The organism is Salinicoccus sp. HZC-1 (assembly GCF_046736035.1).
Lineage (GTDB): Bacteria > Bacillota > Bacilli > Staphylococcales > Salinicoccaceae > Salinicoccus.
Genome location: NZ_CP177130.1, coordinates 748,941 through 761,925 on the forward strand (window position 1 = coordinate 748,941; position 12,985 = coordinate 761,925).

At 38.1% G+C, this 12,985-nt stretch carries 11 protein-coding genes; 9 read left to right on the forward strand and 2 right to left on the reverse strand.

Annotated elements, in window-relative coordinates; translation table 11 throughout:
• The first annotated feature begins 341 nt into the window (after positions 1 to 341).
• Positions 342 to 878, forward strand: coding sequence for an acyltransferase (locus ACKRAT_RS03770; RefSeq protein ID WP_411843768.1), 537 nt, complete (start codon positions 342 to 344; stop codon positions 876 to 878).
• A gap of 52 nt (positions 879 to 930) precedes the next feature.
• Here the strand turns inward: ACKRAT_RS03770 and ACKRAT_RS03775 are convergent, their stop codons facing one another.
• Complete coding sequence (locus tag ACKRAT_RS03775) at positions 931 to 1,428, reverse strand: acyltransferase (protein WP_411843769.1); 498 nt, start codon at positions 1,426 to 1,428, stop codon at positions 931 to 933.
• 246 nt (positions 1,429 to 1,674) lie between these two features.
• On the opposite strand from ACKRAT_RS03775, the gene ACKRAT_RS03780 reads away from it, so the two are divergent.
• From ACKRAT_RS03780 to ACKRAT_RS03795, 4 genes are all read left to right on the forward strand, one after another.
• Complete coding sequence (locus ACKRAT_RS03780; protein WP_411843770.1) at positions 1,675 to 2,946, forward strand: nucleotide sugar dehydrogenase; 1,272 nt, start codon at positions 1,675 to 1,677, stop codon at positions 2,944 to 2,946.
• Positions 2,947 to 4,086, forward strand: coding sequence for a glycosyltransferase family 4 protein (locus ACKRAT_RS03785; protein WP_411843771.1), 1,140 nt, complete (start codon positions 2,947 to 2,949; stop codon positions 4,084 to 4,086). It begins immediately after the preceding gene.
• Positions 4,087 to 4,205: 119 nt separating this feature from the next.
• Positions 4,206 to 5,015 carry a hypothetical protein gene (locus tag ACKRAT_RS03790; protein ID WP_411843772.1) on the forward strand — a complete coding sequence of 270 codons (810 nt, stop codon included), beginning with the start codon at positions 4,206 to 4,208 and terminating at the stop codon, positions 5,013 to 5,015.
• Positions 4,999 to 5,625, forward strand: a complete 627-nt coding sequence (locus tag ACKRAT_RS03795; protein WP_411843773.1) for a sugar transferase — start codon at positions 4,999 to 5,001, stop codon at positions 5,623 to 5,625. Before ACKRAT_RS03790 ends, ACKRAT_RS03795 begins: the two co-directional genes overlap by 17 nt.
• 308 nt (positions 5,626 to 5,933) lie before the next feature.
• Here ACKRAT_RS03795 and ACKRAT_RS03800 read toward each other — a convergent pair whose 3' ends face one another.
• Positions 5,934 to 7,403: an ISNCY family transposase gene (locus tag ACKRAT_RS03800; protein ID WP_411843774.1), complete on the reverse strand. Its 1,470-nt coding sequence runs from the start codon at positions 7,401 to 7,403 to the stop codon at positions 5,934 to 5,936.
• A gap of 204 nt (positions 7,404 to 7,607) precedes the next feature.
• On the opposite strand from ACKRAT_RS03800, the gene ACKRAT_RS03805 reads away from it, so the two are divergent.
• From ACKRAT_RS03805 to ACKRAT_RS03820, 4 genes are all read left to right on the forward strand, one after another.
• The gene (locus ACKRAT_RS03805) at positions 7,608 to 8,282 is read left to right on the forward strand and encodes a YveK family protein (RefSeq protein WP_411843775.1); all 675 of its coding nucleotides are present in this window, start codon (positions 7,608 to 7,610) and stop codon (positions 8,280 to 8,282) included.
• A gap of 15 nt (positions 8,283 to 8,297) precedes the next feature.
• Entirely contained in the window at positions 8,298 to 9,011 is a 714-nt protein-coding gene (locus ACKRAT_RS03810) for a CpsD/CapB family tyrosine-protein kinase (protein ID WP_411843776.1), read from the forward strand.
• A 404-nt stretch (positions 9,012 to 9,415) separates the two neighbouring features.
• Positions 9,416 to 11,263 (forward strand): polysaccharide biosynthesis protein, encoded by a 1,848-nt coding sequence (locus ACKRAT_RS03815; RefSeq protein ID WP_411843777.1) that lies wholly within the window; start codon positions 9,416 to 9,418, stop codon positions 11,261 to 11,263.
• A 452-nt stretch (positions 11,264 to 11,715) separates the two neighbouring features.
• Positions 11,716 to 12,870, forward strand: coding sequence for a DegT/DnrJ/EryC1/StrS family aminotransferase (locus tag ACKRAT_RS03820; protein WP_411843778.1), 1,155 nt, complete (start codon positions 11,716 to 11,718; stop codon positions 12,868 to 12,870).
• Positions 12,871 to 12,985: the final 115 nt, after the last annotated feature.

Consider the following 12,985-nt stretch of genomic DNA (forward strand, 5'->3'; position numbering starts at 1 on the left):
AAAGGACTGTAATAGAGATTTATTTAACTGTTTAGTCTTCATGCTCTGAATTTAGCAGAAGGTTTTAACGAGTTTATTATAGCGATTATATTTTTAATTTCTGTGGATTCGTATCTGTTTTTATGATAATGATTTATCAGAACGTAGATTCAGCTGTAGCAAATAAATAATGAGTTAGCAAAAAACAAACAATTCTTAAGTGAATTGAAAGAAGCAATGGATTGAATATGCGCTAGATTAATATTATTGCAGTTTTACGACTAATTCAGAGGCGTTTTCATTGAAATATTCTTACAATATTTTCTTTACTTTAAAATAAATATACAGAAAGAAGGTTTGTTATGAATAAACTAATATATAAAGTTAAAAATAGATTAGGAAAAATCAACCCAAAAATCAGGGCAGATTATTATAGAGAAAAAAAAATCCTAAATTGTGGTCTGGGGTGTGAAATACATCAAACTGTAGTTTTGGGTGCTGAACCTTATTTAATAACTATCGGCGATAATGTAAAAATCACCGCCGATGTTAAGTTTTTTACTCATGATGGGGGAATGTGGGTTTTAAGAAACCTGGGAATTAACCCTTATGCAGATAAAATGGGAACAATTGAAATTGGAGATAATGTGTTTATTGGTCAAAATGTTATACTCTTGCCTAACATTGTTATAGGATCAAATGTCGTTATTGGGGCCGGTAGTATTGTAACAAAAAATATTCCTAATAACAGTATTGCAGTGGGAGCACCAGCTGCTCCAATAATGAATATAAATGATTACTATAAAAAAAACATAAAAAACATACATAATACTAAAGAAATGAATGCGATAGAAAAGAAAGCATATTATTGTAATTTGTTTCAGATTATGAAATGTTAAGATTTTTATTTACTGTGAATAATTAGACTTTTACTCTGTTACGAAATGGCTATTAATTTTGATATCTACTCTTTTTAATTTCAGGATAAGGATAAACTTTTAGCAATTCATCTTTTTTATTGTGTTTATAATTTTTTTTGTCGTATGAGACGTTTTTTGCAAAACTTTTTTCTGCATATTCATCTGTACTCATTATAACTTTTGCCGGTTGTCCAGCTACCACTGTATTAGGAGGAACATCCTTAGTAATTATAGAGCCTGCTGCAATTACTGAATCGGGACCAATACTGACGTTAGGTAGAATTATAGTGTCTCTTCCAATAAAACAATTATCATGTATGGTTATTCTCCCATATTTTATTACGTTTTTATATTTTTCTTGTTTTCTAAAAACCCAAGTACCTCCGTCATGAGTAACAAATCTGACATTACTAGAAATAGTTATGTGGTTTCCAATACTGATTAAATAGGGTTCGCTACCGAAGTCAGGTGAACCCATAATACGAAGATCTTTTCCAATCTTCAAACCCTGCTTGACAAGCTTATTCATTTTTACATTTCTGCGAAAGGATAATAATTTACCAATAATTTTAAACACAACCTTATTATAATATTTAACACTATCATAATACTATTAATCTTAAATTCCAATGGATTATATAAAACATTTTGTGTTAATGAATAAATGTTATGGAAAGATATCCATATAATGAAATAGTAACAAACTGAAATATTAAGTGTCATAATCAAGTTCTAATATATAATAAACTAAAATTGATAGGAGACAAAGTATACAATGAGAAAAATAGCTGTTGTTGGTTTAGGATATGTCGGTTTACCCGTAGCTGTTTCATTCGGTAAAAAACACAAAGTAATTGGTTTTGATATAAATGAGGAGCGTATTCGAGAATTACGAAAGGGTTATGATCGAACAAATGAAGTTGAGAATAATGATTTAAAAGAAGCTAATATAATATATACATCCGATAAAGAAGAGTTAAAGAAAACTGATTTTATAATTGTAGCTGTGCCTACTCCCATTAATAAGCATAATCAACCCGATTTGGCACCTCTACTAAAAGCAAGTGAAACAGTAGGCACTGTATTAAAAGAAGGTACAATTATTGTTTATGAATCCACAGTATATCCTGGAGCTACTGAAGATGATTGTGTTCCAGTACTTGAAAAATATTCTAACCTTAAAGCTGGAGAAGATTTCTTTGTTGGTTATTCTCCTGAAAGAATTAATCCTGGTGATAAAGAACATACTTTTGAAACTATTACTAAGGTCGTAAGCGGTCAAACACCAGAAGTATTAGATATAGTTGCTGAAGTTTATGGTTCAGTGGTAAAAGCAGGTGTACATAAAGCTGCTAATATTAAAGTAGCAGAAGCTGCTAAAGTTATTGAAAATACACAAAGAGATGTAAATATCGCTTTAATGAATGAATTAGCTGTTATTTTTGAGAAAGTAGGCGTTAATACAAGAGATGTCCTTGAAGCCGCAGGAACTAAATGGAATTTCCTGAAATTCTCACCTGGTTTAGTAGGAGGGCACTGTATCGGTGTAGATCCATACTACTTAACACATAAAGCCCAAGAATTAGGCCATCATCCTGAAGTGATTTTAGCGGGTAGAAGAATCAACGACAGTATGGCAAATCATATTGCGTCATCCATCATTAAACAAATGTTAAAAAAAGGAATAACAGTGGTGGGAACAACTGTTAACGTCTTAGGATTAACATTTAAAGAAAATACACCAGATTTGAGAAACACCAAAATCATAGAAGTGATTAAAGAGTTGCAAGACTTCGGCTTGAATGTTGTGGTAAATGATGTTGAAGCTGACCCTGTCGAAGCAGAGAGATTTTATAACATAGAATTAAAGAAAAAAGATGAATTAAGACGGTCAAAGGTAGTTGTTTTCGCTATACCTCATAATGACTATAGAGAAAATAAAGTAGACTATCTAAATTTAGTTTCAGAAGGTGGTATTATTTTCGATATTAAAGGCATTATAAAAGATAGTGATATAAAGGCTAATCAATCTATCTGGAGGCTGTAAATGAAACCAAAGGTTGTACAAGTTGCTGCTATTGACTATTCTATTGTGAAACTATTGGCGAATTTAAATGAAAAGACAAAAAAAGCTGGTTATGAAGTGCATATAATAACGAGCGAAGGTCCTTATAAAAAGCAGTTAGAATCCCAAGGTTACATAGTGCATAACGTTGATATTGAAAGAAAAATCAAACCTATGAGTAACCTGAAGTCAGTACTAAATATCATGAAAATTTTAAAACAGATCAGACCTGAAATATTGCATGTACACACTCCAATTGCTTCAGTTCTTGCTAGAATAGCTGGGAAGCTTGCCAAAGTTTCTAATATAATATATACAGCACATGGTTTCTATTTCCATGATGATATGCCTAAAAAGAAATATAAACTTTTCTTTGGAATTGAGAAATTTATGGGGAAATACTTTACTGATTTTATATTTACTCAAAGTAAGGAAGATTATGATTTAGCAGTTAATAATAAGTTTAGACCCGAGGATAGGATGCTTTGGATCAGTAATGGAGTAGATTTAGAATACGAGTTTAATTTTAAAAATTTCCAAAATCTTTTAGAAATGAAACAAAAGTTAGATTTTAAAGATAGTGATTTTATAGTTACATTTGTAGGCAGGCTTGTTGAAGAAAAAGGAATACTCGACTTATTGAAAGCATCTGAAGAATTATCGGAAAATATTAAAATAGTAGTTGTTGGAGAGTTTCCTGAGAAAGAGCGAGATGCTACTATAAATGAAAAAATTGAAGAATTTAGCAATAGAGAAAATGTGATTTTCACAGGACAAATAGATAATATTAACGAGTATCTATTTATAAGCGATGTTTTTTGTCTTCCTTCATATCGTGAGGGTATGCCAAGGTCAATTATAGAAGCAATGGCAATGAAGAATGCAATTATTGCTACAAACATAAGAGGTTCAAGAGAAGAAGTGCTTGATGGAGTTTCTGGTTTCTTGGTTGATATAAAACGAGAGGATTTAATCAGAGATAAAATCATTCAGCTTTATAATAATCAAGATTTATTAGAAAGTATGAAATTGGAAAGCTACAAACGTGCGCATAAACTCTATAACGAAAATGATGTTATTGAGAAACAATTATCAGTATTCGAAAGTGTGATTAAAAAGTGAAATTCATAGTTCTGAGTACTACATCTAAACATAATAACAACCTTTTGAAACTACCTGATAAAAATATATTTAATAATATGAATTCGAATTTCTTAGTAACGAATCTTGAGTACCTTAAAATGATTATAGAGGAATATAATCAAAGTAACATATTCTTTTTACTTGATACTGAAAAAAAACAGGGGATTTCACTGTATGATGAAGCACAAATAACGAATAAAATAGACTATAAACCTAATGATTTAACAATGGAAGCAGCTGATTTAACTTTATTAAATTATTTTGACAAAAATATTTCAGAGCAATCTATAGCAATTTATGGAACTGGGAATATAGCTTTTAAGTTAGCTCTAAGATTATCTGAAAGAAATGCAGATATATTTCTCTATGGACGTAATAAGAATAAAGTGAGAACTTGTGTAGAGGCTTTAAGACAAATAACATTTGATCAAAACCTAATCCATTATGGAGATACTAAAGTTAAAGTGGATTGCTTAGTTTCTTGTGTAAGTGCTGATGAAATTATTGATGTTAAATATTTAGATATATTAAAACAAAATTCTTTATGTTTAGACGGAGGAATAGGGAATTTCTCAAAAGAATTTATCAAATTATCTTTAGAAAAAGGACATGAAGTAAGAAGATTGGATGTTCGACAATCACAAGAAATTATGGATGGTTATATTAATTCGAGAATTAATTCGGAATTTAGTAAAGTCATTGGTAGAGATACAATTAAAAACCAGTCAGTTGTAGCAGGCGGTATCATGGGTCTTGATGGCGAAATTATTATCGATAGTATTACTAAACCTTCCAAAGTCATAGGAATAGCCAATGGTATAGGAGGTGTTAAAAATGAGTCAGAGCTTAACGATGAAGAACGTGAAAACATCAAGGAAGTTCAGTCGTATATTGAACAGAATCTCTAAGAGAGTTCTTGATATCGGTGTAAGTACCGTAGCACTTATAGTTGTTAGCCCTCTCCTCGTATATGGTTCTTATAAAATCAAGAAAGAAGACAATGGTCCTGTATTATTTAAGCAAAAAAGAAGTGGTTTGAATGAAGAAACTTTTGAAATGTATAAATTCAGATCAATGAAAGTAAATAATGAAGTGGTAGGCACTCACTCTAATAATGATCCATATGAAAATTGGAATGGTAGAGTGCCGGATGCTTTTGTTTTTAAAAGTGCTATTGGGCATAATCCAAACGTTACTAATATAGGAGCTTTTATTAGAAAATATTCTGTTGATGAACTGCCACAAATTATTAATGTGCTAAAAGGTGATATGAGTATTGTAGGTCCAAGACCGGAAATCATACAAATCACTCAGCATTATGATGCAAAACAAAAGAGAAGACTTGAAGTAAAGCCGGGGATAACAGGCTGGGCTCAAGTGAACGGTCGAAGTGATGTAAATCATGGAAAGAAGATAGAGTATGATTTATGGTACATAGAAAATGAAAATTTTTGGTTGGATATCAAAATACTATGGATGACCTTCATGCAAGTAGTAAGAGGTAAAGGGTCCGTATAATAGCAAAGAATAATCAGGAATAAATTACTTGAAAAAAAATCCTCATTCGAATTATTATTCGAATGAGGATTTTTTAATGGAGATAATAATATCAGCGGAAATTGTCATATATAAAGAGGAATGAAGTAAGTTAAGTTGAAAAGATACGGAGAAAAAGAGATTTATTAATATATGTCTATATCATTAATAATTTACATAATTTTGAAAAAATAATCAGAATATTCAAATATCTATGTCAACCACAAATGAAAATGTCCCAGGTATTTAAGATTTAGCGTTTACTTTCCGGCCGGCGTCCCCTGTGCTTTTCACTGGGGATGCCGGCGTTTGTTTTGTCTGCGTTCCAGGCGCTGCAGGTACTGTTCATAAGAGCGCTGCTTCCACGGATGCGAGAGCGGCGGAATCCAAATACTGCGGATCGTTTTCTGGGGCACCGGCTCGAATGCAGCGGCGTGGGCGTCGACGGCCGGAATCTCTTCCAGGGCATAGATCTGGTCCTGATGAGACACAAACAGCTGTCCCGTCCGGGTTTCAATCACCATGACCCTGGTTTTTCTGTTCAAGTAGACAGCCTTGCCGGTCTCTGTGATCAATTTATATTTCTTGTTCTTATACTGGATCGCATGGCCGTTATCAATCGTCCGAAACTCGAACCGGGCGAGGATTTGGTTCAAGTCAAGCTCGGCAGGCAACGTTTCGAATACCGAGGGATACGGGGCCGGATTCACGGCAAACCGACGGTTAAACTGGGGGATATAGGTTTCCAAAAATTGATTTGCGGTCGCAACAGAGGTAATATTGTGTTCAGCTAGTGCTTTCACTAGCCGGTCTTGTAACGTGCCGAAAGCCCGCTCTACGCGGCCTTTGGCTTGGGGGATGGAAGTCGTCGAAAGCTCGATCCCCAGCGTCTGACATGCATATCCATATTGGGTATTGGCTCTCGGGGTGTCGTCCCGGGAGCCTCTTTTGGTTTCATAATTAAAGACTGTGCGATTATCCGTCAACAGGCGGTACGGGATGCCATACTGTGTTAAGCACTGTTCCGTGATCGCGTAGTACCCGTTTAACGTTTCCTGATGATCAAACCAGGCCCCGACAATCTGACGGGTACAATTATCGATGGCAATGTGCAGATGGGCGTAATCGTGTTTCTCTCCAAACCACTTGTGCATGGAGGCATCCATCTGAAGGCGTTCTCCAAACGCTTTGGCCCGTGGCCGGGTCGGATGGGCTTTGACCGGGTCCACCAGACTCACTTCCACCAGTAAGGCTTCTTCCCGTCGGGTCATATGACTGGCAGACTGCGCTTTCTGTTTCAGCCGGTCTTTCATCCGCCGCTTTGTCTGCCGGTTCGCTTTCGGAGACAGCGTATTAACCCTGTCCATAATGGTTAACAGGGCCGTATAGGAAATGGGGATGTGTTCAGTCTCTCTCAATTTTTCATGAAAATGCTTAAAGTTATACCCTTCATACTTTGTCCGGTACAACCGGATGATTGTCCGTCTCAGATGCGGGTCAAGGGTTGTGGCGGGTTTTCGGCCGGCGTTGCCATGCTGGAATCCCTGTCGGCCGTTTTTCCGGTAGGTCTGGATCAGCCGGTTGATCTGTCTCCGGGTGAGATTCAACTCAATCTCCGCTCTCGTCTTTGTTTTCTGTCCATTCACGACGGCTTTGATGACGCGATACTTATCCTGTTCCTTCATCGTCAGATACTCCTTCATGATGTTCCCTCCTGATATGTATTCTCTATAGTGTATACCAGACCGGGACATTTTCATTTGTGATTACCTAGGACATTATCACTTGTGTTTCACAATATTTAACTGAATATTCAAAAATATATTGCATATTTATCGTCTTCTGCTTATAATGATTAAAAGTACATAAATGTTGTAAAAAGTAATGTAGTTACCTCAAGTGAATCCATAACTGTGATATATATAAATATAATAATATATAATCTTACTGACTGGGGTGAGGGTATGGGAGAATCAGTGAATCTGGAAAAAGCTTTGGAGATTATAAAGAAAAATATGACTTCACTTATTATTTTGGCTCTGGTGGTTGGAAGCATCGCTGCTCTCATTACTTTCTTTTTAATCCCTCCGCGTTACCAAGCCCAGACGCAGATTTTGGTCAGTCAATCCGAAGAGGCGGAGAATATGAACAATCAGGATATTGAAACCAGCCTTCAATTGATTGGAACGTACAGTGATATCATACAAAGTCCTATTGTCTTGGAGAGCGTCATCAATAATCTGGAACTGGATCGGTCTTTTTCGAGCCTCTCTGATCAGGTTGAAGTTAACAACCAGGAACAGTCACAGGTGCTTAGTGTAACTGTGACGGCTGAGAGTATGGCAGAGGCTGAACGTATTGTGAATGAGATAGTAGGGGTTTTTCAGGAACAGGTGACGGGCATCATGAATGTCGACAATGTTTCTATCCTTTCACCGCCAAATTTGGAAGCGGATACAGAACCTGTGTCCCCAAATCCTTTGATCAATATTACTGTAGGAACTGTTTTTGGTCTGATACTCGGTCTGGTTCTGGCTTTTTCCAGAGCTTACTTTGATAAATCAGTTAAAAATGAAGAAGAAGTGGAGAGACACCTTGATATCCCTGTGGTCGGGTCAGTATCAAGGATAGAAGAATAAGAGGGGGTCCGGACGATGAAGGGCAGGAAGATGAGCAATGCAGTTGCAGGTCCCAAGAAGATTATCGTTGCCACCAAACCGCATTCCACTGTAAGCGAACAGTTTCGTACTATCAGGACCAATATCATGTATTCCAGTATCGATAAACCAATCAGATCGGTTCTTTTTACATCCGCTGTGCCGAGTGCCGGGAAGTCCACGATTGCAGCCAATATGGCAATCGCCTATGCGCAAGCGGGTAAAAAAACATTGCTGCTTGATGGAGATCTGAGACGGCCGACATGTCATTATACATTTGATGTCGGTAACCAAAAAGGGTTATCCACGGCTATTGTTAACGATATCTCTCTGGAAGAATTGGTCATTAAAACAGAGTTCGATATGCTCGATCTGATTACATCGGGACCGATTCCGCCGAATCCATCGGAATTGCTGTCGTCCAAAAAATTGGCTCAATTTGTAGATAAACTCAAATTCCAATATGAAATGATAATAATAGATTCACCACCATTGTTATCTGTAACGGATGCCCAGCTCTTAAGCAAGCGGGCGGATGGAGTGATTCTGGTCACTGATGTGGAGAATAATAATCGCGATCATCTGCTGGAAGCAAAAGAACTGTTGAACAAAGCGGATGCCAATATCATTGGTATTGTTCTAAATAACCGGTATACAAAACATAAAACAAAAGACGATTACTATTACTATCAGGCGTCGCATGACGGTTGATTTTTAAATAAAGAAGATATTTGTATATCTTATAAATTAGGATGCGCACGATTGCTCAATCATGACATCATGCAGGGATTGAGGATGACTGTTTTAAAAGGGGAATTGTGCAGAAGCTTATAAATAGAAATGCGACTGTATGATTTTATAAAATGTCCACTCAAATTGCAACGGGTGCTGGAATATGAGTGATCGGGAGGAGATGAATGAGAAGAAAAGAGACGTCATGCTGCAGGAGTCTATACGTCGTTTGGAAAAGTGTAAGTAAAAAATGAATTTATTAGAAGCGTGCAGAGGAGATTTCACTTAGAGAGGTCATAGTGAAATCATCCAAGCAATTACAAGAATGCTTAAGGGTGCATTCAAAAAATCAAATAAGGGTGCATCGGAAAGAAGAGGATAATATGGGTGCTAAGAAACGCTATTTTCTCTTTCTCTTTGTCGATTCGTTAATCGTCACTTTTTCGGTGTTTATCGGCTACTACATTCTCATGCCGTTTTTCTCGGAGTATTCACTGACTGTATTAGGGGTCACAGCAGTGCTGCTCCTTGTAAACCACCATCTATTTGCTTATATTTTCAATCTTTATCACCGGGCATGGGAATATGCTAGTGTCAGGGAACTGATTTCAATTACGCAGGCCGTAACCGCCACGATGGTCGCAACATCCATATTGACGTTTCTCCTGTTTGAAATGACTTTTATGCGGCTGATGGTCGTGACATGGATGATGCATCTGATTTTCATCGGCGGATCACGGTTATCGTGGAAGTTGATTCATCACCAATTGAACGGCAGAAAATCACATGGTCCTAAAATGACAAGGACGCTCATCTTCGGGGCAGGAAAAGGCGGATCTCTGCTCATCAAACAGATGCTGGATAATCCGGCTATGGGCATGAATCCAGTGGTGGTTGTAGATGATCATCCATCCAAGCAGAACATGGAACTTGGAGGAGGGGTAAAGGTCGAAGGAAAACGTGAGGATATCGAACGGCTGATAAAAAAATATGACATTAAAAAAGTCGTTATCGCCATACCCTCTCTCAGTAAAAAGGAACTTAAAAAAATCCATGCACTTGCTAATATTGATGGTGTAGATGTGCTGATTATGCCGAACATAGAAGATATCCTGTCCGGCCGTTTGGAAGTCAATATGCTGAAACGGGTTGAAGTCGAAGATCTGCTCGGACGCGAACCTGTAGAACTGGATATAGAAGGTATCGAAGAAGAGGTGACGGATAAAACGATACTCGTCACGGGTGCAGGCGGCAGTATCGGTTCAGAAATCGTCCGTCAGATCGCAAAGTTCCAGCCGCGTAAAATATTGCTGCTCGGACATGGGGAAAACAGTATCTATACGATATTGGAAGAGGTGCTGGACAATAAGAATGACAACATCAGCTACGTGCCGATTATCGCTGATGTACAGAACCGCAAAAGGATGTTCAAAGTATTTGAAAAGTACCGTCCGGATATCGTCTATCATGCAGCAGCGCATAAGCATGTGCCGATGATGGAGTACAATCCGCAGGAAGCAGTGAAAAACAATGTGGTCGGGACTAAAAACACTGCAGAAGCAGCCTGTTATTTCATTGCAAGGAAATTCGTCATGATATCGACAGACAAGGCAGTCAATCCCCCGAATGTGATGGGGGCTACAAAGAGAATGGCTGAAATGATCGTGCAGGCGCTGGATAAAAAATGCGCTGACACGACGCTTGTCGCGGTAAGGTTCGGAAATGTCCTGGGCAGCCGGGGGTCGGTCGTGCCCAAGTTCAAAAAACAGATTCAGCTGGGTGGTCCTGTCACGGTGACGGACCCAAGGATGACAAGATACTTCATGACAATTCCGGAGGCTTCAAGATTGGTCATCCAGGCAAGTACATTAGCCGAAGGCGGTGAAGTGTTTGTGCTGGATATGGGAGAGCCTGTGAAAATTGTCGACCTCGCTAAAAATATGATTCGTCTGTGCGGTTTTGCAGAAGAGGATATCGGCATCGAGTTTGTTGGTATACGGCCCGGCGAGAAACTTTACGAGGAACTTTTGAAAAAAGAGGAAATCCATCCTGAACAGGTATATGCAAAGATATACCGGGGCAGGGTTACGGAATCATCACTCAGCATCATTGAAGCACAGCTCAAGACTTTTCTGAGCATTGATGAAAACGAATTGAAAGAAATGTTGCTCAGTTTTGTCAGTCAGGAAAACTTGCAGCGGGAAGAACTGGAACAAGTGAGTGCAGGCTAGGATACTGGTATGACGTTGCTCGGAATTGATGAATATAGATCATTATAGCTACAAGTTTACTTGGTGTGTATGAAGTGGATCTGACCTGATTTACTTTGCATTTTGAGACCCGCTTCCATTATTCAGCAGATTCATTATGCCCGAACCGGTGTCCACCGGAAAAGACTGGATTATGAACTTTCATCAGATAAAAGAAGCATGAACGGCATCAACCAGAAAGAAATACTATTTTAGAAGCATTTAATACGAACAAAGCAGAGACGCAACAAAGACGTCTTAAGACTGGATGATTATTGCTCTGTAATATCTCTTGGTCGGGTATATTACAGAATGCTGCAGGCAACTGGATGTTTTTATAGATATTCCACTGCTGACTATCAGATAATCATTCATTTATATCTGTATGTGTTCCTGACGCATCAGATACCAATTAAGGGAGAGGTGACTAGATCATGTCTCAAACTAGAATACTATTATCATCCCCCCATATGGGCGGTAATGAAAGGAAATATGTAAAAGAAGCATTCAAAACAAACTGGATTGCACCAGTTGGAAATAACATCGATGTATTTGAAAATCAGATTAAGGAATATACAGGCATAAAAGCAGCTTGTGCAGTATCAAGCGGTACAGGTGCGATACATCTTGCGCTCGATTTGTTGGATGTAGGCAAAGATGATATCGTCTTTTGCTCTTCATTGACCTTCGTCGCGAGCGCAAATCCAATCCTTTATCTGGGAGCGAGGCCTGTATTCATTGACTCAGAGCTGGAGACCTGGAATATGTCTCCTGTTGCGTTGGAGGAAGCCCTGGAGTTTTACAAAACACACGAAAAACTGCCAAAAGCGGTCATCATCGTCAATCTTTACGGACAGTCCGCCCAGATGGATAAGCTTGTTGGAATTTGTGATAAATATGGGGTCCCTATTATTGAAGATGCCGCAGAGTCACTCGGTGCGGTCTACAAAGGACGAATGAGTGGGACATTCGGGAAATTCGGCGTTTTTTCCTTTAACGGCAATAAGATCATTACCACTTCGGGCGGGGGAATGCTCATTTCAGATGAAGAGATAATGATCAAAAAAGCGCTTAAGAAAGCGACTCAATCGAAAGAAACAGCAGCCCACTATCAACATGAGAATATCGGATATAACTATCGTCTGAGCAATATCTGTGCAGGAATTGGAAGAGGGCAGATGGAAATTCTTGAAGAACGGATCAGACAGAAGCGAGCTATTTTCGAACAATATGTATATGGCTTAGGTGATGTGGAAGCAGTGGAATTCATGCCGGAACTTAAAGGTTCATTCCATACCAGATGGTTGTCTGCACTGACCATAGATTCAAAAATATTAGGAGTCACTGCAGCTGAAGTCATAAAGCATCTGGCTGAAAATAATATAGAAGCACGGCCTGTCTGGAAACCGCTTCATATGCAGCCGCTATTTGCCGGTTATGACTATTTCAGTGAAGGAGAAGATAACTCTAAATTCCTTTTTGAAAATGGTATCTGCCTTCCGTCCGACACAAAAATGACAGTGGAAGAAATCAGCCGTGTTATAGGATCATTCAGAGAGCGGATCCACGTAGATAAAATTTTCGCCTGAAACAGTGTTTAAGCCCGGTCGGGAAATAGTCAGGGAATATAATCGGGGTTTTATGTAAGTAGAATATATTCCCATGACACTCCACCGGTCAACTATTTAGTAGTGATTTACGGCT